28 protein-coding genes are annotated in these 23003 nt (G+C 24.2%); 16 read left to right on the top strand and 12 right to left on the bottom strand.

Going from position 1 to position 23003, the window contains the following annotated elements:
• The first annotated feature begins 27 nt into the window (after window positions 1–27).
• The 5 genes from BN8917_RS01790 (at window position 28) to BN8917_RS01770 (ending at window position 3364) form a co-directional block, all read left to right on the top strand.
• Window positions 28–477 carry a NanQ anomerase/TabA/YiaL family protein gene (locus BN8917_RS01790; protein WP_066869803.1) on the top strand — a complete coding sequence of 150 codons (450 nt, stop codon included), beginning with the start codon at window positions 28–30 and terminating at the stop codon, window positions 475–477.
• Window positions 478–500: 23 nt separating this feature from the next.
• Window positions 501–1388 (top strand): ROK family protein, encoded by an 888-nt coding sequence (locus BN8917_RS01785; RefSeq protein WP_066869800.1) that lies wholly within the window; start codon window positions 501–503, stop codon window positions 1386–1388.
• Window positions 1389–1537: 149 nt separating this feature from the next.
• Window positions 1538–2389, top strand: a complete 852-nt coding sequence (locus tag BN8917_RS01780) for a MurR/RpiR family transcriptional regulator (RefSeq protein ID WP_066869797.1) — start codon at window positions 1538–1540, stop codon at window positions 2387–2389.
• Window positions 2390–2656: 267 nt separating this feature from the next.
• Window positions 2657–3001 carry an SdpI family protein gene (locus BN8917_RS01775; protein ID WP_066869794.1) on the top strand — a complete coding sequence of 115 codons (345 nt, stop codon included), beginning with the start codon at window positions 2657–2659 and terminating at the stop codon, window positions 2999–3001.
• 36 nt (window positions 3002–3037) lie between these two features.
• Entirely contained in the window at window positions 3038–3364 is a 327-nt protein-coding gene (locus BN8917_RS01770; RefSeq protein WP_066869791.1) for a DUF3784 domain-containing protein, read from the top strand.
• Window positions 3365–3459: 95 nt separating this feature from the next.
• On the opposite strand, the gene BN8917_RS01765 is transcribed toward BN8917_RS01770, so the two are convergent.
• Entirely contained in the window at window positions 3460–3897 is a 438-nt protein-coding gene (locus tag BN8917_RS01765) for a Dps family protein (RefSeq protein ID WP_066869788.1), read from the bottom strand.
• Window positions 3898–4334: 437 nt separating this feature from the next.
• Here BN8917_RS01765 and BN8917_RS14580 point away from each other — a divergent pair, with 437 nt between their 5' ends.
• From BN8917_RS14580 to BN8917_RS01755, 5 genes are all read left to right on the top strand, one after another.
• Window positions 4335–4481: a hypothetical protein gene (locus BN8917_RS14580; RefSeq protein WP_235829963.1), complete on the top strand. Its 147-nt coding sequence runs from the start codon at window positions 4335–4337 to the stop codon at window positions 4479–4481.
• Entirely contained in the window at window positions 4454–4588 is a 135-nt protein-coding gene (locus BN8917_RS14675) for an NUDIX hydrolase (protein WP_265327627.1), read from the top strand. The genes BN8917_RS14580 and BN8917_RS14675 overlap by 28 nt, the downstream gene beginning before the upstream one ends.
• A 21-nt stretch (window positions 4589–4609) precedes the next feature.
• Window positions 4610–4780 (top strand): hypothetical protein, encoded by a 171-nt coding sequence (locus BN8917_RS14545; RefSeq protein ID WP_207644758.1) that lies wholly within the window; start codon window positions 4610–4612, stop codon window positions 4778–4780.
• A gap of 330 nt (window positions 4781–5110) precedes the next feature.
• A complete protein-coding gene (locus tag BN8917_RS01760; RefSeq protein WP_066869786.1) occupies window positions 5111–5647 on the top strand; it encodes a hypothetical protein in 537 nt (178 codons plus the stop codon).
• Window positions 5648–5860: 213 nt separating this feature from the next.
• Complete coding sequence (locus BN8917_RS01755; protein ID WP_066869783.1) at window positions 5861–6310, top strand: GNAT family N-acetyltransferase; 450 nt, start codon at window positions 5861–5863, stop codon at window positions 6308–6310.
• A 157-nt stretch (window positions 6311–6467) separates the two neighbouring features.
• On the opposite strand, the gene BN8917_RS01750 is transcribed toward BN8917_RS01755, so the two are convergent.
• Window positions 6468–7346: a hypothetical protein gene (locus BN8917_RS01750; RefSeq protein WP_066869781.1), complete on the bottom strand. Its 879-nt coding sequence runs from the start codon at window positions 7344–7346 to the stop codon at window positions 6468–6470.
• A 218-nt stretch (window positions 7347–7564) separates the two neighbouring features.
• On the opposite strand from BN8917_RS01750, the gene BN8917_RS01745 reads away from it, so the two are divergent.
• Window positions 7565–7816 carry a kinase to dihydroxyacetone kinase gene (locus BN8917_RS01745; protein WP_066869778.1) on the top strand — a complete coding sequence of 84 codons (252 nt, stop codon included), beginning with the start codon at window positions 7565–7567 and terminating at the stop codon, window positions 7814–7816.
• Window positions 7817–7912: 96 nt separating this feature from the next.
• On the opposite strand, the gene BN8917_RS01740 is transcribed toward BN8917_RS01745, so the two are convergent.
• Window positions 7913–8671, bottom strand: a complete 759-nt coding sequence (locus BN8917_RS01740; protein WP_066869774.1) for a DUF3800 domain-containing protein — start codon at window positions 8669–8671, stop codon at window positions 7913–7915.
• Between the two features lie 434 nt (window positions 8672–9105).
• On the bottom strand, window positions 9106–10812 hold the full coding sequence (gene trfA, locus BN8917_RS01735) for a plasmid replication initiator TrfA (protein ID WP_066869771.1): 1707 nt from the start codon (window positions 10810–10812) through the stop codon (window positions 9106–9108).
• Between the two features lie 702 nt (window positions 10813–11514).
• Here trfA and BN8917_RS01730 point away from each other — a divergent pair.
• Window positions 11515–11958, top strand: a complete 444-nt coding sequence (locus BN8917_RS01730) for a hypothetical protein (protein ID WP_066869768.1) — start codon at window positions 11515–11517, stop codon at window positions 11956–11958.
• A 403-nt stretch (window positions 11959–12361) separates the two neighbouring features.
• Window positions 12362–13048 carry an SH3 domain-containing protein gene (locus BN8917_RS01725; RefSeq protein ID WP_066869765.1) on the top strand — a complete coding sequence of 229 codons (687 nt, stop codon included), beginning with the start codon at window positions 12362–12364 and terminating at the stop codon, window positions 13046–13048.
• 141 nt (window positions 13049–13189) lie between these two features.
• On the opposite strand, the gene BN8917_RS01720 is transcribed toward BN8917_RS01725, so the two are convergent.
• From BN8917_RS01720 to BN8917_RS01710, 3 genes are all read right to left on the bottom strand, one after another.
• Window positions 13190–13450: a helix-turn-helix domain-containing protein gene (locus BN8917_RS01720; RefSeq protein WP_066869762.1), complete on the bottom strand. Its 261-nt coding sequence runs from the start codon at window positions 13448–13450 to the stop codon at window positions 13190–13192.
• Window positions 13451–13453: 3 nt separating this feature from the next.
• Entirely contained in the window at window positions 13454–14155 is a 702-nt protein-coding gene (locus BN8917_RS01715) for a GPP34 family phosphoprotein (RefSeq protein ID WP_066869760.1), read from the bottom strand.
• A gap of 223 nt (window positions 14156–14378) precedes the next feature.
• Entirely contained in the window at window positions 14379–15311 is a 933-nt protein-coding gene (locus tag BN8917_RS01710; protein ID WP_066869757.1) for an N-acetylmuramoyl-L-alanine amidase, read from the bottom strand.
• Window positions 15312–15668: 357 nt separating this feature from the next.
• On the opposite strand from BN8917_RS01710, the gene BN8917_RS01705 reads away from it, so the two are divergent.
• Complete coding sequence (locus tag BN8917_RS01705; protein ID WP_066869754.1) at window positions 15669–16187, top strand: lysozyme inhibitor LprI family protein; 519 nt, start codon at window positions 15669–15671, stop codon at window positions 16185–16187.
• 88 nt (window positions 16188–16275) lie between these two features.
• Here the strand turns inward: BN8917_RS01705 and BN8917_RS01700 are convergent, their stop codons facing one another.
• The 5 genes from BN8917_RS01700 to BN8917_RS01680 form a co-directional block, all read right to left on the bottom strand.
• Window positions 16276–17172 carry a replication initiator protein A gene (locus tag BN8917_RS01700; RefSeq protein WP_066869751.1) on the bottom strand — a complete coding sequence of 299 codons (897 nt, stop codon included), beginning with the start codon at window positions 17170–17172 and terminating at the stop codon, window positions 16276–16278.
• Between the two features lie 127 nt (window positions 17173–17299).
• Window positions 17300–17788 carry a sigma-70 RNA polymerase sigma factor region 4 domain-containing protein gene (locus BN8917_RS01695; protein ID WP_066869749.1) on the bottom strand — a complete coding sequence of 163 codons (489 nt, stop codon included), beginning with the start codon at window positions 17786–17788 and terminating at the stop codon, window positions 17300–17302.
• Between the two features lie 112 nt (window positions 17789–17900).
• Window positions 17901–18419: an RNA polymerase sigma factor gene (locus BN8917_RS01690; protein WP_066869746.1), complete on the bottom strand. Its 519-nt coding sequence runs from the start codon at window positions 18417–18419 to the stop codon at window positions 17901–17903.
• 92 nt (window positions 18420–18511) lie between these two features.
• Window positions 18512–18706 carry a BhlA/UviB family holin-like peptide gene (locus BN8917_RS01685; protein WP_066869744.1) on the bottom strand — a complete coding sequence of 65 codons (195 nt, stop codon included), beginning with the start codon at window positions 18704–18706 and terminating at the stop codon, window positions 18512–18514.
• Between the two features lie 93 nt (window positions 18707–18799).
• A complete protein-coding gene (locus BN8917_RS01680) occupies window positions 18800–19555 on the bottom strand; it encodes a hypothetical protein (RefSeq protein WP_066869741.1) in 756 nt (251 codons plus the stop codon).
• 340 nt (window positions 19556–19895) lie between these two features.
• Here BN8917_RS01680 and BN8917_RS01675 point away from each other — a divergent pair, with 340 nt between their 5' ends.
• Complete coding sequence (locus BN8917_RS01675; protein ID WP_066869738.1) at window positions 19896–20897, top strand: SH3 domain-containing protein; 1002 nt, start codon at window positions 19896–19898, stop codon at window positions 20895–20897.
• Window positions 20898–21093: 196 nt separating this feature from the next.
• Window positions 21094–22854 carry a phage tail tip lysozyme gene (locus BN8917_RS01670; protein WP_066869735.1) on the top strand — a complete coding sequence of 587 codons (1761 nt, stop codon included), beginning with the start codon at window positions 21094–21096 and terminating at the stop codon, window positions 22852–22854.
• Window positions 22855–23003 lie beyond the last annotated feature (149 nt).

Here is a 23003-nt window from a genome sequence, read left to right as displayed (position 1 = left end):
GCCTCTGATTATATAAGGAGTGATTTTATGATTTTTAATAATATAAATAATTTAAAAGAAGTTAAAGGTTTAGAAGAAAGTGTATTAAAGGCTTTAGAATATGCAGTAGCTAACGATTTAAATAATTATAAAACAGGAACTCATTATATAGATGGCAATGAGCTATTTTTCAATAGAGTTTGCTATGATACAAGAACTAATGATACAGGCTTTTGGGAAGGTCATAGAGATTATATAGATGTTCATTTAATTTTAAATGGAGAAGAAAGAATAGATTATAATTTAATAAATAACTTAGAAAAAATAGATTATAAAAAAGAAGATGATTTTGCTTCTTTTAATGGAGATAAAAAACAAAGTCTTATACTTAATAAAGGGGATTTTGCTATCTTTTATCCTGAAGATATTCATATGACTGCTTTAATGGTAAATGGAAAATCAACAGTTAATAAGGTAATCTTTAAGGTTAAACTATAATAGATATTGTTAGGTGATGTTTTATGAGTAATATTATAGCTATAGATATTGGTGGGACTAGCATAAAATATGGAGTTTTAAATTTAACTGGGGATATTTTACTAAAAGGAGAAATAAAAACTAGAGTTATAAATAAAGATAATTTTATCTTAGAAGATGTTGATAATTTAATATCTAAATTAACTAAAGACTTTGTTATATCAGGAGTTGCAATATCAACAGCAGGAGTTGTTTCTTCTAAAACTGGAGTTATAGATTATGCAGGACCTACTATTCCAAATTATATAGGAACTGATTTTAGGAAATTAGTAAATGAAAAATATAATTTAAAATGCTCAGTAGAAAATGATGTTAATAGCGCAGCCCTCGGTGAATTTTGGCTTGGATCTGGCAAAAAGTTTAAATCAGGCTTTTGTCTTACAATTGGGACAGGAATTGGTGGAGCTTTAGTTATTGATAATAAGCTAATTAATGGAGCTTCAGATGTAGCTGGAGAAATAGGCTATATGAAAATAAATGGAGTTTCTATTCAAGATATAGCTTCAACAACTGCTCTTGTTAAATTTGTTGCTAAAAGAAAAAATATAAATATAGGAGATATAAACGGTAAAATTATTTTTGACCTTGCTAAAAAGGGAGATTTAATTTGTACTGAAGAAATAAAAAATCTTGTTAAAAATATTTGTAGTGCTTTAGAAAATCTAGTTTATATAGTAAATCCAGAGGTTATTATTCTTGGTGGTGGTATTATGGAGCAAAAAGAATATCTAGAGCCTTTATTTAATGAAGAATTTAAAAAGCTTCTTCCAGAGAAATTTATAAATAATACAAAAATTAAATTTGCAAGCCTTGGTAATAAAGCTGGAATGATGGGAGCATTAAAAAAATTTAAGGATGAAAACTCCCTATAAAAAATTATAAATTGATTTTTTAGACAAATTTAAACTATCTAATAAATATATTTTACAATATTATACAATTTAAATATTATTATGTTAAATAATCGTTCAGAAAATGATATAATTTAATTATAATCAAAATTATTGTTGTGGGGAAAAGTATGGGAATATTAGATGGGATTTGTACATCAAAATTTAAAGCAAGTAAAAGTGATAAAATACTTATTGAATATATAAATGAAAACGCTCAGGAATGTGTTTATATGTCAATTTCAGAGTTAGCAAGATTAGTTTCTTTAGGGGAGGCTACTATAACTAGATTTACTAGAAAACTAGGTTTTTCAGGATATCAAGAATTTAAACTAGCACTTGCAAAACAGTTAACTAAAAATAGCAGAAAAAGCTTTATAAACACAGTTGTCAGCATTGATGAACCTGTTGAAGAAACTGCTCAAAAGCTTTTTGTAAGTCATAATAATGTTATAGAAGAAACTTTAAAAAGACTTGATTATTCTAATGTAATAAAAATAAGAGAACTTATATTAAATTGTAAGAGATTATATTTCTTTGGTATTGGTAACTCTGGTATAGTTGCTAATGATGGTAATTATAAGTTTATGAGAATTGGAATAAATAGTATACCTGTTAATGATAGTCATACTATGATGATGCTTTCCTCTATAATGGAAAGAGGAGATGTTGTATTTGCTATTTCTCATACTGGGGAAACAAGAGAAATATTAAAAGCAGTAGAGCTTGCTAAACAAAGAAAAGCAAAGATAATTTCACTTACTGAAAGTAGGGATAATAAATTAAAAGAGTTATCAGATATTAATTTAAGCTATTTTAGTAAAGAAACTCTTTTTGAAACTGGATCAATGCTATCAAAGTTTGTTCAAATTTTCTTACTTGAATTAATCTATGCAGAAGTAATAAAAGAAAATTATGATGAAGCTATAGAAAAGAAAGTAACAACTACAAATGCCTTAGAAAAATTTAAGGAACTAGATTAAAACTAAAAAATAATATATAAGATAAGTAAAATAAAGGATGTCCATTTGGGCATCCTTTATTCTTATAATACTTTAAATTTATTTACTTTTATATATTCTAACTATATATATTTATCTCTAAGACTTTATGTAATTATTATTGATCGTAAGAAAAAAGTAATAATTTAATAATTTACAATAACTGTATAAGTGGTTATAATTAACTTATAAAGTAATTACATATAAGCAATTTAATGGTAATTAATGTTTTAATATGAGGTGATTTATATGATTAGCTTATCAGTATCAATAATTTATTTTTTAATTTCTATATTCTTTATAAAGTTCCCACCGATAAATAAGAATTGGATAGTTGGATATAGAACTCCTTTATCAATGAAAAATCAAGATACTTGGGATGTAGCACAAAAATTGTGTGGCTATGGAATGTTAGTAACAGGTATTATTAATCTTCTTTTTGGAATCTGGGCCATTGTAAGTCCAGCACCTGGTAATACTGAAAATATGCAAGCTTTATTTTTAGTAGTCTCTGTTTTAGGCTTATTTATTATAAGTGAAATATATTTAAGAAAAATATTTAATAAAGATGGAAGTAGAAAAGTTAATTTATAAAACATATATTATAAACTTAAATATAGGGGAGAATTTATGAAATCAATAGATTTAACAAGTATTCTTTTATTCGCTATTTTAGTTGGAGGAATATTAACCTTTTTAGGAACAATAATTAAATACTTTAATGCAGGAGATATCCTTAATTTTTTTGACCAGCAGAAACATGATAAAGATAAAGTCTCAAAACTTGTTAGTACTGATCTTTTATTTATAGGATTAAGTGTAATATTAATTGCTATTATCAGTATATTTATTAATCAAAAATATTATAATATTATGATGATAAGCCAAACAGTTATAGTTCTTTTTGGATTAGCAATAACTCTTTATCATCAATTCTTTAAATCCTTTAAAAACTAATCAATAAAAATAAAATATTAATTAAATATAAAAAGCTGTACTTTAATTTTCTAAAGTACAGCTTTTATTAACTAAAATATTATTTAATTCATTTATTATGCTAAGAATGCATTTAACATCCAAAGTGTCTTATCATATTCAGCTACATATCCACTGAATAGATCTACTACAGCATATTGCTTACTATCTTCAGCTTCTTCAAGAATTGACTTAGCAAGTTCTCTCATTTCTTTAAAGTCTGCTAAAACTACTTCAATAGCTTCCTTTGATTTTACATTCTTTGCTTCTAATTCTTTTATTGAAGCATTTTCAAGATACTTACTTAATGAAGCAAAAGGTTTTAATCCTGTTGATAACATTACTTCAGCAACTTCATCAATTCCTTCTGCTGTTATATTATAAAGTTCTTCTAATTTAGCATGTGTTGTGAAGAATCCTTCCCCTGAAACATACCAATGTAAGTTGTGTAACTTAGCATATAAAACATTTAAATTTGATAAGTATAAGTTTAAGTTTTTTTCTAATTGTATCATAATAATACCTCCTCTTTTGTTATATTGTATGAATCTATATATATTAATATACGTTTAAAGTAACTATATGATATTCAATAATTATCATTTAATATTTATTAAATAATAATTATTATTGTTTATAAATTAATTATATCATATTTTAAATGAAAGTAAATACTAATTGAGAACTTTTCTTAATTATATTATTTCTTTAAAATTTCTATGAAACTCTTAGCTTATATTTAATAAAAATAAGATAAATATATCTTTATTTCAATATAAATATATAAAAAATAACTAATTATCAGAAAGAGGTTCCACTATTAAGAGGATCACTAAGCTTTACTATAATAAAAAAATAAATTATCGAAATATAGTCTATATATTATGTATAATAAAAATATAAATTAAATAATAATTATATCTAATAAATTTAAATCTTAGGAGGTAACAAAGTGGGGGAACATTTTAAATCATTATCAGCAGTCATTCCAATCATATTAAAAGAAAATAATAAGGATATAGAAATGATATTTATTTTATTATTAATAACTATGAGGGTACAGCTAAAATTATGGAAGCAAATAAATGTTCAGAACTAAAGTGGTTTAAACTTAATAAGCTTCCAAAAGATATTATAGATATTAGAAAAATAGTTCTTGAAAATATTCAAAAAAATATTCAATATAGTGAAACATTTGAAAAATAAAACCTTAAAATACATAATAGATTGTTTTTCCTTTTTTACTTATTTAATCCAAAACTTGTTTATAATACATATGGAAATAAAATTGAAGTTAGGAAGATAAATAATAATAATGATACAAATAAAGAAAGTAGTAGTAATATTTTATTAAGCTCAAAGGCTAAGTATTTAGCTCAAATAAAAGAGATTGATTAGCAGTATAATAAAATTTTTAAAAATAAATAAAATTAAATTCTTATGCACTTTGAATTATTTGAAAATTCAAAGTGCATATTTCTTAAATTTGCTTTGAATTAAATAAAAATATAGAAAGTTATAATAGTAAATTTGCCTTATGATATATATCAACTTTAGTTTCATTTAAGAGGATTTTATATTAAAGGAAAATATAAGTAAAAATATTTAATTATTTAAACGTTAAAAGTATTATTTATTAAATAGCTTTTTAATTGTTTTTTTAAAGTAAAATAATTCAGGAAGGCCTTGTATTTATCTATTGTAAAACAACTATAAGGAGAGAATTAATTGAACAAAAAATTATCTATAATATTAACTAGTATTTTAATCTTATCAACATATGGAATATATAAATATAAGACATATAATCCAAATATAAAACAGGTCGCATCTGTAATAAATAAAACTTATGATACAACAGTTGAGCTTGAAAAATCAAATTTAAATAACGAAGACTTTTTTAAGACATTACTTAATACTTATAAAAATGAATTAAATGATTTTGAGATGCTCGCTAATAATTCAGAGGATTTAAAATTAAAAACTATATTATATGATTATTCTGAAGGAATACAAGGTAAAATTAACGCTTATAGAATATATACGGATATAGATTTAGTAGAGAATACTTCAGATAAAGGTGAAAAGATGGATCAATTTGAAAAATTATTAGAAGACTCAAATAAAATAATTTTAAGTAATATTAAAAAGTTAAAAAATAATTATAATATTAAAATTTCAAAAGATTATTATAATAGTCTTGAACAATCTTTAGAGGGAAAGGCAGAAATCGCTACTTTAATAGGAGATAATTATCAAGATTAAACAGATAATAATAATATTAAACTTCCCTCAAATAACTTAAAAAACTATTTAAAAGAACTATCTCTTAATAATAACTAAAAAAATATAAGCTACTCTAAGGATATCATACAAAACATTAAATGACTTTATCAATTACAAGTGTTAGAATATAAGTAAGTAATTAAATGGATTTTTTTACAAATATTAAAATCTAGAAAGGTGTTAGGTGAATTTATGGATTTACACTTTGAAGCAATCACTTCAATAAATAGAGTGCAAGCAGAATCATTAGATCTTTTTCCTAATCAAATAGGATTTATTGAAAGTGTTAGTGAGTGTTTAGAAGAAGCTGATAAAGTAAAGGAGTGGAAACCTGTTGGAATTTATGATAACAATAATCTAATTGGATTTGCAATGTATGGTCGCTTTCCAGAATTAAAACCACTAGGTCAAGTTTGGTTAGATAGATTTTTAATCGATAGTCGCTATCAGGACATGGGATACGGAAAATCTGCTATAATCGCTCTATTAAATATTATTAAAACTGAGTACAAATGTAATAAGGTATATCTAAGTGTATATGATGATAATGAAGTAGCTATTGAGCTATATAAAAAAATCGGTTTTCAATTCAATGGAGAGTTAGACATAAATGGAGAAAAAATAATGATATACACTTTTTAGAATTAATAAAAAGTGTTTAACTCTATGAAATAAAACTATTTAAAATCTACTTGTTACTAGAATAAAAATATTCTTAATTAAATTTTTATATAATTATATCTTTAATCTAAAAAAGTCTACTTTAAATTAGTAGACTTTTTATTATAAATATATTTATTTAATAATTTTCCCCGTATTTTGGACTATCATAATAAAATTGAAGGAATTGAGAATAACCTGTCTTTCCATTCACCTCAAATATTCCATGACCTCCTGGATAATCTGTTACTCCAAGTAGAGCACCATTTACAGGAGCAGAGTCTATTATTTGTAGAACTTGATATCCCTTATAAGGATCTTGCCTATTTATATAATACCCGTTTACTAAAGCAAAAGGACACTCTGGCCCTGAAGGACCTCTGCCTAATTGTCCTGGAATATAAATTGGCTCTATGAATTGAGATGGAACATAAGAGCCAGTATTTCTTAAATCTTGTTTAATTTGATTTTCTTCATCAATAACCTTGTTTAATATTTGTGGATTTGAATGTGTATTTACAAATATACCTGGTACATATCCAATTTCTCCATTATACTCAATTTTATCAAATATTTTAGATTTATTATCTTTAAGAATTTTCACTTTACTTCCTACAGGTATTCTTTCTTTTATATATGGTCCAGAAGGTGAAATAACTGGATTTTCTAATAAATAAACATAGTTAGGTGCATTAACTATATGATAACTATTATCTTCATTACTATTATTATTTTGACTTGTATTAGATATACTCTTATTATTACTTTGGCTTATATTAGAATTAGTACTATTCCCATTATTATTACTACTGTTATTATTACTATTTACCTCATTTGAAGAATTGGTACTTGTAATGCTTCCATTTGCTTGATTTTTAGAAGTAGTATTATTGTTATTATTAGTTTGATTCATAGCATTATTACTATTAGAACTACTTGAACCTGTTTCATCAGCATAGGCAACAGCTCCACATCCAATAGCAATTAAAACTACTATTAACATTATTATTTTTTTCATTTCTTTTCTCCTCTGTAAGATAATAACTGAATTGTAACATAAATTTCTAACAATCAAAATTTATTTTAATGAAATTTTAAAAACAAAATTTTTTATTATTTTATTACCAATATACTCAATTAATTATTCTTACTCTCTTTTAAGCCATTATAGTGAAATTGAAGAAAATTTTAATGTATGTTATACTAACGAAAATAAAATAACAAAGGAGATTTAAAATGATTGAATTTAGATATGATACACAATTATTAATTGCAGGAGAAAATCTTAATGAAGATGCAATAAATGATTATTTCACAAATAACTTTGAAGGGGATTGTTTACTTGCTGTTGGTGATGAAGAATTAATAAAAATTCATTTCCATACTAATAAACCTTGGGAAGTATTAGAATATTGTGCTTCACTAGGTGAAATTCATGATATTGTTATTGAAGACATGGATAGACAAGCAAGAGGTCTACAAGGATAAATCAGCTTATAAAAATTAATATTTATTTAAAAATAAAAGGAGATTAAAAGTTAATTATTTTAATCTCCCTTCATTTTTAGATTTACTCTATTATATTTAATATAGATTAGAAGTATCTATATCAACAATATTTCTTGCTATATAAAAATCTACATAATCTTTAAAATTTACTTCTTTTAATGAGGCTTTATTATTCCATTCAAAATATTTAATACTAGATAAAAATTTATATACTTCTGGTATAGATATTATTTTATTAACTAAACTAACTTTCGCTCTATATGAATTACTACTTTTGGGAGTTGATATAATTATTCTAATAATTCCTAATAATAAATCAGTAAATTCTACTCCTATTTCATTATTCTTAGGTACTAATTTACATTCCTTTACTTCATAATTTTCATTTCTATACGTTGCCTGTACATTTAGTTGATCTTTAAATAATTTAGGAAAATCATTATATTCAGTAGCATTTTCCATAAAAATTTCTACATTAATTTTAAATAACTCTGCTTTACCTCTCAAAAGACCATAAAATAATCTTTCTGGAAATTTTGAATAAACCATTTTTTTAAAACGATCTTCTTGAGTCCCATATTTATCATAATATAATACATTAAACCTCATAGATATAAATAAGTTTTTAAATGAATTAATAAGTTCTAATATATCTCTTTTACTAGAGTTATTACCATTATATTTAGTAAAATGGAAATTAATCTCACCGCTTTGTAGCCTTTTATTAATCTCTTGAATTTTATCTATATCATATACACTACTTGGTATTGATACAGCTCCCATTAACATTGGTGGATTATCTTTTTTTCCACTTTCATCAAAGAAAATTTTCACTTTTTGTCACTCCTAATTGTCTAAAATTTATTGACAAAATATTATAAATAGGATATTATTTAATCATAAAACACTTGTATTAAAACGTATATTTTACTACGTTTTGAGCATACTATAATATGAAGATATAAATGTCCCTTCACCTTTGAAGGCAATTTTATATCTAATAAATAAAGCCATCCACCTTTGGGTGCCTTTTATTTATTTACATAGTATTTATTCATATCATACTAAATACAATATTTATAAAATCAATAACACATATCTTATTATAAAATAATTCAAATCTTATAACAACCAAAAACTATTCAAGTATAATAGTAAATCCATATTTCGTTAATTTATTCTCTCTTAAATATGAATATAAAATACCTTATAAGAGTATTTCATATTCTACTTATATAAGGTATTTTTATTTTTTATATAAAATAAACTTAACTATTCTTTTCTATATAGCTATTTCTAAACTCATTAAAGTCTTTAAGCCCTCTATAAAGCTTGACTTTCTTAACAAATAGCTCTATAAATATTTCTGATTTCTCCTTCTTAACAGAGAACTCTTCCCACTTTTCTATAACTGCTAAAAGCTTATCTTTTTCAGTTTGTGATTCAGCCATATTATATAGCTGTCTTTGAGCTTTAATCTTTTTCTTTTGACTATTTTCTATATCTTTTAGAACAGTATCTCTTGAAGCATAGAATGCAAATTCATCTTCTTTTTCAAATAATTTAAGCTCTTTTTCAATATATTTATGATATTCCTTTTTAATAAGAGCTTCATCAACTTCTTTTTTACCTTCAACTTCTTTTCTGTACTTTTGAACAAATTCTATTATTTCAGGATTTGTAGAAGCTACATCAACCATTCCTGCTGTTATTGCAAAAACAAATAAACCAGCTGGATCTTTAACTTTACCTTTTTTAATCCCATCTTTAAGCCATAAAATATATTCAGCAATTTTCCATCTATCATATTTATTTATAATTTCAAATATCTTATTTTCACTTATCTTAAATTCTTTAAGCTCTTTTTCTATATCAGTTGGAAACTCCATTTTATAGTCAATTTTAAGCTCTGTTTTCTTTTCTTCTTTTAAATCTACTTGCTTAACAGTTAAAGAATCAATAAGTTGCTTTTTAGTACCTTCAAAAATTATGTAAATACAATCTTCCTTAACTCCATTTATAAGAATTTCATCACCATAGAAATAATCTTTTATCATTCCTACTTTTATCAAGTTTTCTAGTGGAGTATTTATTCTTCTCTTTAAAATTGATGGATATTTATAATCTACAGGTATCTTATGTTTTAATGTATTATAACTTCTTTTTATGTATTTTTTATTATACTTATTTCCTTCTATATAACTATACAATCTTCTTGTAAGGCCTGTCTTTAACTGAAAATAAGTATTATTACTTAAAAATCTTATAAAACTATATTTTAAATTTTCTATAACTAAATTCCCAAGAGTTATTGTACATCTATCATCTTTACTTCTATTTTCTCTACCTATAAAGCTATAGTGATCTATTAAAGAAATACTTTCTTCTCTTGATGTTTCATATTTTTCTTTCTTTTTATTATAAAAAACACCTTTTGCAAGACTATAATAATCAACAGCATTAAGCTCTCTTAAAGCATCTTTTATTCTTTGATAACTTTTTCCTCCAACTGATAAACCCATGTATTCACACATCTCATATATAGTGAACTCAACTTGATTTGATGTTAAATTATAAATTCCGTCCTCATTATTAAAAGTTATAGGTGAGTGTTTCTTTACATATAGTCCTATTGCTGCATAAAAAACATCCATAGCAAATGAATCTGGCAGATTAAACATAGACATTGCAAGTATTTCTCTCTCCATTCCTTTACTATCAACCCAGGATCTAAATTCAACTTGGCTTTGTCTAGCTCCTTCAGGTACTTTGTTTAATATGTAAGCAAGTTCTTTACTTATTCCTTTAGTTTTTGACAAACTTTCAACTGTTGTTACTGACTTTCTATTATTAAAACTAAAAAGTGGAGCTTCAATTATATTTATATCCATGACAAAACTTTTTTCTTTTAAAGTTCTATCTTTAGTTTTAATTTCTTTTTCTTCATTTTCTTCATTATTTAAATTTTCAATCATTTTTCTCCCCTAAATCCATCTACTTTATCAAAATTATAACATTTTCTATTGTTACTTTCAACAAAAATCAATTGTTACTTTTCGCAAAACTAATTGCTACTTTTCGCAAATTCTATTGTTACTTTCGACAAAAATCAATTGCTACTTTTCGCAAATTCTATTGTTACTTTTCACAAATTCTATTGTTACTTTTCGCAAAAAAAATCTTTATAATCCTTGAAATGACTCAATCGCCAAAAGTGTACTACACTATACAACAACATACTACCTATGTATATATACTATATATATACTATAGTTATATACTACGACTAATTTTAAGTATAATTCTCTATAAAAATATCAAATTTTCTAATCTAAAAAATAATATAATATTTCAAGAAAACTTATTTTTTAATATTATTCTTATTTATAAACTATATTTTTATCTATATTAAAACTTATATTAATAATATTCTCTATAATTTTACTTATTATCTATATATTGTAACGCCACTAATTATTATAACATATATTCATTTTCCATATAATTTAAAATACAATTGTTATTTTAGTAAAAAATAATTGAGCTTATATAATAATCTAATCTCTACTATACAAACTAATAAAAATAACTGCTCTATTATTTTAAATATGGTACTATATAATGGTTAAATATAATTTAATAATTTACTACTAAGACAAGCTACGGGGGAAATCATAATGAAAAGATTTATTAAGATACTTACTTCACTTATAATTTTGGGGGGAATTTGTGGAGGTACATATCTTTATAAAAAACAATACAATCTAAATCAAATAGAAAATAAGGGACTTATCCTAAAAGTTAATAGTAATCTACAATTTAATAAATCTTCAAATAAGTTAATTTCACTAAATACAAATAAAGAATGCATAGTACCACCAACAATTAAAGAATTTGCAATTAAGGATTCTACAATGTACTTAAAACAAAATCCAAGTAAAGACTTTTTAGACTATACTTATAAAGATGGAATAACTGTTAAATTAGAAGAAAACAAATTATACTACTGGGTTTTAAATCTAGAGTGCAATGAAGTTAGTGGAATATATACTGATCAAGAATTTAATGATAAATTTGCAGATATAATCACTGAATTAAATTTTGAAAATATAAAAGCTTAATACATATAAAATAAAAAGTATAACTATTTATTTAAGTTATACTTTTTTTCTTTTATATAAAAGTAAATTAAACATAATATAAAAAATAGGCTAGATATTTAGTTATAACTTATTTAAGTATATATTATTTTTATATAGCTTATAAGATGAAATTTAGGGTTTTTATTTAATTATTTTTACAATATAATATTTTAGAATTTTTAACAATTTATTATAAATTTATTCATAATATAGAATATTTATATTTTTTTATATACTATATTTTATCTTCATTAAAATTTTTTATTATTTTTTTACATTTTATAAATCAATTGCCTTGGATTTGTAATTTTTTATGTGATAAAGTTTAAAGGTATTTCCAATATAGGAATTTTAAACATAAGAAATGTTGGAGGAAAATCTAATGACAAGTGATAAAAAGTTTTATGAAAAAACATGGTTTATAATTTTAATGTTAATTATTATTCCACCAGTAGGGATATGGTTAGTTATAAAGAAAACAAAATTATCTAAATTAGCAAAAATAATTATAACTATAATATTTGGAATATGGACTATACTTGAATTTGCTGCGTTATCAAGTTCACCACAAACAACAAATGTAAGTCCAGTACAAGCTAAACCAGTAGCACAAGCAATACAAGCAGATAATAAAGCTGCTATAGATAATAAAGAAATACATACTGACTCTAAACCGGCAGATACTAGTAAAGCAGTGGAACCTAAAGCAAAACCAGCTACACCTAGTGAAACTGCAAAATCTCAAGTAAGCTCAGATACAACTAATAAACCAGCAGCAACAAAGTCAGAACATACTGCAAGTACTCAAAGTGAACAAACTACAAATACTCAAAATAATAGTAATAATAATGATAATTCTTCTAATTATCAAACTGGAGTTATAAAAACTCTTGGTACAGGACGTTATCATGCAGTATTACATTCATCACCATCATCTCAATCATCAGGATATGATTTAGATGGAGGAACTGCTGTAACAATCTTAGGTCAAAGTAATAACTATTATTATGTTAGACTTCAAGATGGATCAACAGGATATGTATATGAACACTATGTATCTTGTAACTAAAAATATATAAAATATAATCTTAAATAAAATAAGATTTATATTAAGTTTTATTAGGAAATAAAAAAAGAATATTAATTAATAAAAAGGGATTACTTTCAAAGAGAAATTTTATTCTACTTTGAGGTAGTCCCTTTCTTATTATCATTTGTTTAATAATTTTTGTTTGATTTCCTGTATTGTTAAACCATTTGATTTTAGTAAGTTTATCTCATTAAGACGATTAAGTGTATCTTTTTGATTATATCTTCTAACAAGTCCTTTATCTATTTGTTTAAAGGGTAATAAGCCTTCTTCAGTATAATATTTTAATGTACTATACCTCATTCCAGATAATTGAACAAGTTCACTGATTGTAATAAATTCAGAGTTTTTAATTTTATCTATACTTCTTGGTCTAGACATTTTTTATACCAATCCTGAAATTATATCTGAAAATAAATTTAGGGTAGAGTACATTTCAATACTAGAAATTGTTTTTTTTATTAGCTTAAAATTTTTAGCTTCCTTACTTTCATACAGTTTTTCTAAATTTTCTTTTAATATCTTATATTCATATTCTGAAAAATAAGATGTAAGCATTTTATTAGCATCTAAAATAAGGGTTAGATATATAGTATTATCATCAATTTCTCCATCTTCTAATAATTCTGCCCTTATTTTTTGAATAATACAATCGCCGATATTATAAATATCTTTAAAATCCTTTTTAGAAGAAGTTAAAAATCCATCTTTATTTTTAAGTTCTAAAATATTTTTATTAAGAATATCTTCAACAATTGTGTTATAAATATCATTACAAAGTTTTAAGTGAACATAAAAATATTCTATCCATTCATCTATTTTCTTTGCTTTTTTTGAAGAATTAATAGTTTTTAGAATAATATCAATATATTTAACTCCTGTTGGATTTAAATCATTTATAATAAGTTGTTGTTTTTCATTAAGTGATATTTTATCTTCTAAAAGAAGATAAATAAATATAGCTGTAATTGAATAAATCTTAGTATTACCTATTTTTAATTTCTTAGATTTAAACATCTCTTTTCCAAGAAGATTTAAAATAACAAATTCCTCTGCAATAGATAATTTAAGATCTGTAAATTTCATAGTTAAATTCCCCCTATTAATATTTACTTACTACTTATTACTTACTACTTACTATATGATTGACTTCTAAAATAAGAAACTAAATTTAAGAATTTATTAGCTAAAATAATTTTGTTTATATAAACTTAAAACTTATTTAATATAAAAAAGATATAGGTTAGATAGTCAAATAGACTACAAACCTATATCTAAATTATTATTTAAATAAGATTATTTTCTAAAATTATAAAGCTAGAATTTGACTTGCTATTGCATTTGCAAAATCATTTTGTCTATTTTTAAGCTTATCAGCATCAGAAGCATTAGTTATAAATGCTGTTTCAACAAGTATTGCTGGCATACTAGATATTCTTAATACTGCAAAGTTAGCTTCTTTATGACCTCTATTAGTAAGTGAAAGCTTAGAAGCTACAGAGCTTGCTACATTTTTAGATAATGTTTTAGCTACAGAGCTAGCAGTTGGATAAGTGAAGCATTCTGTTCCAGTAGCACTTGCAGAAGCAGAGTTACAATGGATAGATACAAAAATATCTGCTCCCCAAGCATTAGCTTGTCTAGGTCTTTCTGAAAGTGAAATAAATACATCAGTAGTTCTGCTATATCTAACTTCAATTCCATTAGCACTTAAAATATCACCAAGCTTCTTTGAAATAGCAAGTGTAATATCAGATTCTCTAAGACCATTACCTAAAGCTCCTGGGTCTGTTCCACCATGACCTGGGTCAATAAATACTTTTTTTATATTTCTATTTGGATCAGGTGTTGGATTAGTTTCAGAATCTTTAGATAAAGCAGCATTTGTTGCAGGGCCAACCATTCCATCAGCAGCTAAATTATTAGCTTTTTGAAATGCAATAACTGCATTATAAGTTTTAGGACCTGCAATTCCATCAACAGTACCTACATTAAATCCTTTATTATTTAGCTTTGTTTGAATTGATTTAATTTCACTAGTAAGCTTAGACCAAGTATTATCCCCAACTATACCATCAACAGCTATATTAGCTTTAGATTGAAAGCTTTTAACTGCTATAAGAGTTCTCATTCCAAAGATACCATCAAATCCATTTGAGCTAAAAGTTAAGATATGAAGTCCATATTGTAAATACATAACATTTTGACCTTTATCACCAAGTTTTAATAAAATAAAAATCACTCCTTATACTTTATTTATCTTTCTTTCTCTAAATAAATAACCCTTTAGAGAAAGTTTTTGTAAACTAATCTTTTTAATATTTGTTTTAAGATATTTTTGGGTTATTAAATTGTTCCTCTAAGAAATGGAACTATAATTCTATATATAATACTCAATAACATTTAAATTTGATTATTCTTTATTAAGTCAAGCTTAATATAGGTTTTATTTAGGATATTTAAATATTTATTTACTAAAACATCTTTATTTTGGAATATATTTGTTTCTTATTATGGAAATTTAAATGATAAATTGTAGTTAAAAAAATAGATGTTTAATTATACTATTGGGTAATAATTGTTGAAGGAGGATATTGATATGTCAAAATATAAAATAGTAAACAATATTATGGGAAGTGTAATATTAACAATAGGAAGAGTTATTAATAATAAAAAGAATAAATCAGAGTTAGATAGTAAAGTAGTTAATAATATAAATCTAAACATAGATTTAGAAAATGATATAGATAATAAACTAGATAAAGAAAAAGTAATAAATTTAAAAAATTATTATCTAAAAGAATTAGCAGTTATTCAAGCAAATATGATAGACATTAGTGATAATATTTCAAGTAATCAATATGTAAAAAGCTTATTATCAAATTATAAAATATGGGATAAAAGCTTAAATTCTATTTATCAAGAAATAAAGGAAAATATATCCTCACAAAAACTTAGGCAGTTAGAAGAAGACCAAGCTAAATGGAAACTAGAACAAAATGCTAGAGATATGCAAATTAGTAGTCAAAGTGGAACAGAAGCATTTTTAAATACAGCTAAATATTTAAATAGATCTACAAAAGAAAGATGCTATTACTTAGTTAATACTTATTTATAGAATATATTTAAGATATATACAAAAAGGATTATGAAAGAATTTTTCATAATTCTTTTTGTTTTAATCTAATTATTTAGTTTGATATATATTACCAACCAAATAAATAATCATCAGTATAATCAGCTATTTTATTAGTATTTTTTATATTTTGCATTCTAAGCATATTAAGTAGGGTAGTTTTAAAGTAAGCATATTGATTCATACTAAGAATATCAACCTTATCTTTTTCACAAGTAATAGTTATAGCATCAATTAATAAATTATATAAACTAGTATTAAAGTCCATTCCAATAAATTCTCTATCAGCTTTTAATCTTTGTATAAATGATTTATTAGCTAATGGTATAATTTCATCTGGTAATATAACCTCTAGCCTATTTTTTCTATGATTAGAGAAGGAGACTGAAGATATATTATTAGTTTGTTTTATATTAATATCATTAGCCTCTAATACACTTTTCTTTTCTATATCAGTATTATTTAATTTATTATTATTTAGATTAGTATTATTACTAGAAAAATTTATTTTTTCTTGAGATAAATTTTCTTTGTCTCTTGATGGTAAAATTTTTTCCTTTAGTTTAGATGAGTGTTCTAAGAGTATATTTTCCTCAGTATCGACTTGTAATAAATACATTAAATCTGGAAGGTTAAGACCTTGTCTTTTTCTATATAATAAATTATTTTGCTCAAGTTCTTTTAAATATTTTCTAAGAGTTGGAGCAGATATTGCAAGCTGCTCACAAAGTTCTGATTGAGTAAAGATAAAAAATATTCTTCCTTTATCATCTATCCAACCATTTTTTATTGATAAACTATTTCTATCTGCTAAAATTCCATAAAGTAATTTAGTCATAGGATTCATAGCAAAATATTTTGAATTTTTATGAATAAATTGCTTAGGTATTTGGATAAATTGTTTTTTATTTTCTGTTTCTATTGTAAAAAATTTATTTAAATTTATTTCTGTACTATTATTTTGCATAAAAAATACCTCATAATTCTAGCTTTTATTAATTTCTTTATTTAAATTATCTTTAAAATTTAGTATTTTTTATTAATTACTATAAAATTAGATATATTCTATAGTAATTAATAAAAAATTGCTTTTATCATATAAGTTGTTTTCTTAGTAGCTCGCAAGCTTCCTTTACTCTTTTGAAAACGAATGATTTACTAACATCATGAATAGTGGCTATTTCTCTATATGTATACTCGTATTTAAATTTTAAGATAATAAAACTTTTAGTTTCTTTATCAAAATCTTTTATAAGATCATCAAATATTATTTCCGAAGATACATTATCAGGTTCAAAATTTTTAAAATCTAAAGAGAGTGTTGAATCAGCTAAACTCAGCCTTTTTAATTCCTTAGATTTTTCATTTCGTATAACTGCCCATAGATAGGCAGTTAAATTATTTATAGAAAGATTTTCATTTATTATAACTCTATAAATGCAATCCTCTATAGTGTCCCTATCAAGATTATATTTTTTCATTGATTTCTCTATTAAAGAATTATTTGCTATTAAAAAATTATTTAAAGCATTTGCATTATTTTTTCTTATATCGTTTATTAAATTTTCATTTGTAATATTCATAGAATCTCCTCTCAAAATACCCCTTATATTCTAAGAGTAATTCCTGAGAGTTTTGTCCACAAAATATATAAATTTATGAATTTAATAATTAATATGGAAATAATATCTTAATTTATAAAGAAATATTTTCTTTTATTAACATATTTTTTAAAGTATTTAATCCCGTATTAATTCTTTTAGATACAGCTTGTTTACTTAATCCATATTTTTCTGATATTTCTTGACAGGTATATTGTTCTATAAATTTAAGTCTAATCATTTCTCTTGTTATTTTATTTAAATCCTTTAGAATTGCATCAAAGAATACATTTGTTTCAACATCAGTATCCCCTAGGATATTTTCAGGATATTCTTCATAATCATTGCAAGCTGAAAATTTTTTTATATGCATTAAAGATACTTTGATATATTTTAATAATTTACTTTCATCTGATATTCCTTTTGAAGATAACTTAAATATTATTAAATCAAATTCTTCTTGTACTTCATCAAAGCTTATATTTAATAGTATTGAATACTTAACTATTAAGGGTCTAAATTTATTATGTAATATTTCAAGAGCTAAGTAATCATTATCTTTTACTCTTAAAATAAGTTCATAAATAGATGTTGTATTTGATTGTTTTAACATAAAAATCACACTCCCTACTTATAGAGAGTGTGATTTTTGATTGCCGTCCACTAAAATACAAAATTGTATTATAATTGTATTTTTTGTAACTATTATGAATTCAATTTTTTATCAATATCAGCTAGTTTTTGTTCTATATGAGGTAAAGTATTAGCTAATTCATTAACTATTTTTTGATAATTTTCCTCTCTAGCATTGTTTTCTTTTAATACATAGAAAAGTAGATAAACAAATAGAACAGCAAATATACCCTGACTAACTATAAGTTTAATAATTCCTTGATCCATTAAAATACCTCCTTATATTATTTCTCATATATAAAGAGATTAATAAACTATCTATGTAAACATAAATATTTGAATATATTTAAATAAATTCCTTTATTGTAATTTATTTGGGAAGAATAATTGGTAAAAATCAGTTTGATTAGCCACATATATATATCCATCAAGACCAACATAAATAGGTGTTTTAAAGTTATTTATATCTACAGTTACTTCATATAAAGTTTCATTATTAAATTCTTTAGTTTTACTTAAATTAACACTTAAAGGTGGTGTAGCATTTAAATTTCCTTCATAATTATCATTTGAACTTTGAACAAGTTTAGGATTATTTGCAGTATAACCTTCAACATACATAGATGCTATTTTATAAATATCATTAAATTTTTCCTCGTTAGTTAGTTTTGAAAAATCTAATTTACCAAAAGTATCTGAAGATATAGTTTGTCCATCTAAACTTACTATTTTTGAACTCAGTAGATGTGAGTAGTTACCATCAGTTGGTGTTGTAGTATCATTTTTATAATCTGCTCTAGTATCATAACTATAAGTTTTATAGTAGTTAACTCCATTTATAGTTTTATATGAGTTTAAATTAACAGTCATAGAAGGTGAAGGTAATCCTATATCTCCAACATTTTGTGATAATTTATAGTAGTTATCACTTTCAGTTTGTGTAAATGTTGTTTTTAAGTATTTAGTTAAATTGCTATTACTATTATTAGTAGCAGATGTAGTTAAAGCTTCAGCTTTAGCCAATTTACCACCACTTTCATAAGCATATGTAATACAACCTCCTACAACTATAATAAGACCTATCACCCCTGTGGCGATTAAACTTCCTTTTTTCATAATATACTCCTTTTTAAAAAATTTACTAATATTAGTAATGCATAAACAAAAATAATTTTCAAATTAGCTAAATTGATATTTTGTTAATAAAAAATGAACTTTATGAGCTTTTTTATCTATAAGTTAACAAAAGTTATTGATAAAATAATATTAATAATAGAAAACTTCCTTTAAATCCCTAAAAATAAATTTTTTTGGTAACAAAAAGGTATCTATAATTTACTAAATGATATTTTATTTGGAAATATTTTGACTCTTTTAGTTTTTTTTTGTGTGATAAATTGGAATTAAAGTAAAATATAAATTTTACTTAATATTATTGATAAAAAGGAGAGTAAAAATGCAAAAACATAAGATAACAGGCATTATTATGGGAGCTTTAATGCTATCAGGTGTAGTATTAGGAGGATCTGCTATACATAATGTAAAAATAACTAATGATAATACAAAAGTAGTAAATAAAGTTTTACTTGCTGCACCATCAAGCACTGTAGGAGAAAGAGCAGTAGTAGTAAATACAGATAATAGTCCACTTGTTCTTTACTCAAATGCTAGTGCGAATTCAACTATAACAAGTTATATCTCAGTTGGAGAAATGCTTACAATACAAAATGCAGGAAATAACTTCTATAAAGTTAAAGTACAAGAAACAGGAGCAGTAGGCTATATTTCAGCTCATAATCTACAAATAATAACTAGTGGTGTTAATGAAGCTTATAATGCAGTTAATAAACAAGGATATATTATTAATGTAAGTAGCGTTGTTAATCTAAGAGCTAATGCTACAATGAATTCAAATATACTTGCTAAATTAAATAATAATACAAAGCTTAATGTACTTGGAAAACAAGGGCAATGGTATAAGGTAAATTGTGATGGAACTATAGGATATATTTATCAAGAATATATTGGATTAACTAATGCTAATTTAGAAAATAGTAATAATAGTGAATCAACAAATACTTCATCACATACAACTGTAAATAAAAAGGATTTAGATACTTCACAAGTAACATCTAACACTAATAGTAATAAAGTTAATTCAATAAATAAAGAAAAAAAATCACTTCAAAATAAAACAAAATCAACTAATAGGACAGAAAAAATATTTATTCCTAAAAAATCAGTATTAGAAATGGTAAATAAACCTACTGGACTTAAAGTAGTTCATGTAATTCCTAGTGGTATTAGTGAAGTTACTATAATAAAAGAAGATCCTAATAGTGTTTTCACTTATATAGAAGTAGATGGAATATATGGATATGTTCATACTAAAGCATTAAAGGCTTGTGAATATGATTATACTCATATTAATTCATTTAAAGGTACAAATTTAATATAATAAATTTATGAAGCGTAAATATTAATATGTAGTGCTATATTAATTAAGGTTAAATATTATACTAAGTATATTTAGCTATACTAAAATTTTTTTAAAATTAGGTTTACTTTTTTTAAAAAATTAACTCTCTATAAATGTAAACAGTAATTATTCAATGAATTTTCATGAATAAAAAATATTTAAGGAGGATTTTAGTATGGCAACATTTAATCCAGAAAATTGGCAAATTTCTAATGCAAAACAAATTTATAATTTTTTTAAGGGAAATGGATGGACTGAGGAAGCAATTGCAGCAGTATTAGGTAATTTTCAACAAGAAAGTAGCTTAAATCCTAATGAATGGCAAAGTGGTATGCAGCCTTGGGGATCTGAGACAGGATATGGGCTAGCACAATGGACACCAATCCAAACATTAATCACATACTGTGATGGTTATGGAATAACAGATTATGATACTTTAAGTGGTCAATGTCAATGTATACAAGATGAAGTTGAGAATGGAGATGGACAATACATTGCTAAGCCAGGATATGAAATGTCTTTTGAAGAATTTACTCAAAGTACTAACTCTGTTAATTATCTTACAGAAGCATTTATGATAAATTATGAAAGACCCGGAGCTCCAGATTTAAGTAATAGACAGACATATGCTAATGGATGGTATGAATTTTTTAATGGAGAAAATATAAGTTCAAATACTGGGAATTCAGGAAATACTAGCAACACAGGAAGTGGAACATATATTACTTATACAGTAAAAGCAGGTGATTCATTAAGTGTAATAGCTGAAAAGTTTGGAGTAACTGTTGCTGAATTACAGGAATGGAATGGAATATCTAATCCAAATAAAATTTATGTAGGAGAAGTATTAAAAATTTATACAAATAATTCTGGTACAGGAAATAGTTCTCCAAATTCAGGGAGCGGATCATCTGGTTCAAATAATTTATCTCCAATATCTACAGGAATAGATTATAATTCAAATGGAGGAATAAATATTGGTAATCAACCAACATATAACTGGAATGCTAAGGTCACAGCATCACAAATAGAAATATTAAATTTAGATGGTACTTCACCAGGAAGTTATTATACTAGTGCAGGCGATCATATAACTATTTTAGATATTGATGGTGATCAACAAATGGCATTAATTCAATATCCAGATCAATCAGCTGGTATATATCAACAAGGATGGATTTCTAGCTCATATATAAGTCAAGATTATATGGATCAAACATTTTATAGTTTATGGACAAATAATGTAGAAAATCAACAAATTATTTTCCATGATGGTACAATAGCTGCAACTTCACTTACACAAGGTACTGAAACTACATTTTTATATGTAGTTAATTATAATGATACAACATATGCTTGTATTGCATATATAGATGATAATGGAAATCCAGAAAGTGGATATGTTCCTTGGTCAAGTGGATCATTAAATATGATAGGACCTGATATACCTTATTATGCTAAATACGGAACTGAAGCTGTTAAATTAACATATGATAGTAATGCTGTAACTCAAGCAAGTGAAATTGCTATAACAGATATTAATGGAATATCTATTCCTAACTCATATACTAGCAATGGAGATGAAATACTAATTTTAAATGTTTATATGGAAGCAGAATTAGTAATGATAGAATATCCAGATCAAGCAGCAGGAGTATATTATACTGGATTTATTCCAGCAGAATCTCTAATAAATGGAGATGTTTCTATAAATTCAAATACAGTAACATGGAATAATTCAGATGGATCATATGATATGTATGGAATATCAACAAATGATTTATTATACACTTTACCAGCTAGTCAAACTGTACAGTATTTATATGAAACATCTGGAGGATATGCTTGTATATTATTTAATAATAATAATACAACAGATGAGTTACTTGAAACAGGTTATACAAGTTCATCAAATGGAACATTTAGTTTTAATTAGCTTTAAAAATAAAAAAGGAATTATCTATATAGATAGTTCCTTTTTATTTATATAAAAATTAGATTTATGATGTATTTATTTAGTCTAAATTTTGAAATATATAAAATAAATTTGTTTCCTTAATTTATAAAATAAAATTTAATTTGGAA

The organism is Clostridium mediterraneense (genome assembly GCF_900091705.1).
Taxonomy (GTDB): Bacteria; Bacillota; Clostridia; order Clostridiales; family Clostridiaceae; genus Sarcina; species Sarcina mediterraneense.
This window is presented reverse-complemented; position numbering and strand designations above follow the sequence as displayed.

Excerpts from the sequence above, each read along its gene's own strand:
- BN8917_RS01695 (WP_066869749.1), bottom strand. The coding sequence starts at position 17,788 with ATGAATATTACAAATGAAAATTTAATAAACGATATAAGAAAAAATAAT.
- BN8917_RS01715 (WP_066869760.1), bottom strand. The coding sequence starts at position 14,155 with ATGAAATTTACAGATCTTAAATTATCTATTGCAGAGGAATTTGTTATT.
- BN8917_RS01775 (WP_066869794.1), top strand. The coding sequence starts at position 2,657 with ATGATTAGCTTATCAGTATCAATAATTTATTTTTTAATTTCTATATTC.
- BN8917_RS01765 (WP_066869788.1), bottom strand. The coding sequence starts at position 3,897 with ATGATACAATTAGAAAAAAACTTAAACTTATACTTATCAAATTTAAAT.
- BN8917_RS01755 (WP_066869783.1), top strand. The coding sequence starts at position 5,861 with ATGGATTTACACTTTGAAGCAATCACTTCAATAAATAGAGTGCAAGCA.
- trfA (WP_066869771.1), bottom strand. The coding sequence starts at position 10,812 with ATGATTGAAAATTTAAATAATGAAGAAAATGAAGAAAAAGAAATTAAA.
- BN8917_RS01690 (WP_066869746.1), bottom strand. The coding sequence starts at position 18,419 with ATGTTAAAACAATCAAATACAACATCTATTTATGAACTTATTTTAAGA.
- BN8917_RS01700 (WP_066869751.1), bottom strand. The coding sequence starts at position 17,172 with ATGCAAAATAATAGTACAGAAATAAATTTAAATAAATTTTTTACAATA.
- BN8917_RS01780 (WP_066869797.1), top strand. The coding sequence starts at position 1,538 with ATGGGAATATTAGATGGGATTTGTACATCAAAATTTAAAGCAAGTAAA.
- BN8917_RS01745 (WP_066869778.1), top strand. The coding sequence starts at position 7,565 with ATGATTGAATTTAGATATGATACACAATTATTAATTGCAGGAGAAAAT.
- BN8917_RS14675 (WP_265327627.1), top strand. The coding sequence starts at position 4,454 with ATGGAAGCAAATAAATGTTCAGAACTAAAGTGGTTTAAACTTAATAAG.
- BN8917_RS01685 (WP_066869744.1), bottom strand. The coding sequence starts at position 18,706 with ATGGATCAAGGAATTATTAAACTTATAGTTAGTCAGGGTATATTTGCT.
- BN8917_RS01730 (WP_066869768.1), top strand. The coding sequence starts at position 11,515 with ATGAAAAGATTTATTAAGATACTTACTTCACTTATAATTTTGGGGGGA.
- BN8917_RS01750 (WP_066869781.1), bottom strand. The coding sequence starts at position 7,346 with ATGAAAAAAATAATAATGTTAATAGTAGTTTTAATTGCTATTGGATGT.
- BN8917_RS01720 (WP_066869762.1), bottom strand. The coding sequence starts at position 13,450 with ATGTCTAGACCAAGAAGTATAGATAAAATTAAAAACTCTGAATTTATT.
- BN8917_RS01725 (WP_066869765.1), top strand. The coding sequence starts at position 12,362 with ATGACAAGTGATAAAAAGTTTTATGAAAAAACATGGTTTATAATTTTA.
- BN8917_RS01785 (WP_066869800.1), top strand. The coding sequence starts at position 501 with ATGAGTAATATTATAGCTATAGATATTGGTGGGACTAGCATAAAATAT.
- BN8917_RS01770 (WP_066869791.1), top strand. The coding sequence starts at position 3,038 with ATGAAATCAATAGATTTAACAAGTATTCTTTTATTCGCTATTTTAGTT.
- BN8917_RS01670 (WP_066869735.1), top strand. The coding sequence starts at position 21,094 with ATGGCAACATTTAATCCAGAAAATTGGCAAATTTCTAATGCAAAACAA.
- BN8917_RS01705 (WP_066869754.1), top strand. The coding sequence starts at position 15,669 with ATGTCAAAATATAAAATAGTAAACAATATTATGGGAAGTGTAATATTA.
- BN8917_RS01675 (WP_066869738.1), top strand. The coding sequence starts at position 19,896 with ATGCAAAAACATAAGATAACAGGCATTATTATGGGAGCTTTAATGCTA.
- BN8917_RS01680 (WP_066869741.1), bottom strand. The coding sequence starts at position 19,555 with ATGAAAAAAGGAAGTTTAATCGCCACAGGGGTGATAGGTCTTATTATA.
- BN8917_RS01790 (WP_066869803.1), top strand. The coding sequence starts at position 28 with ATGATTTTTAATAATATAAATAATTTAAAAGAAGTTAAAGGTTTAGAA.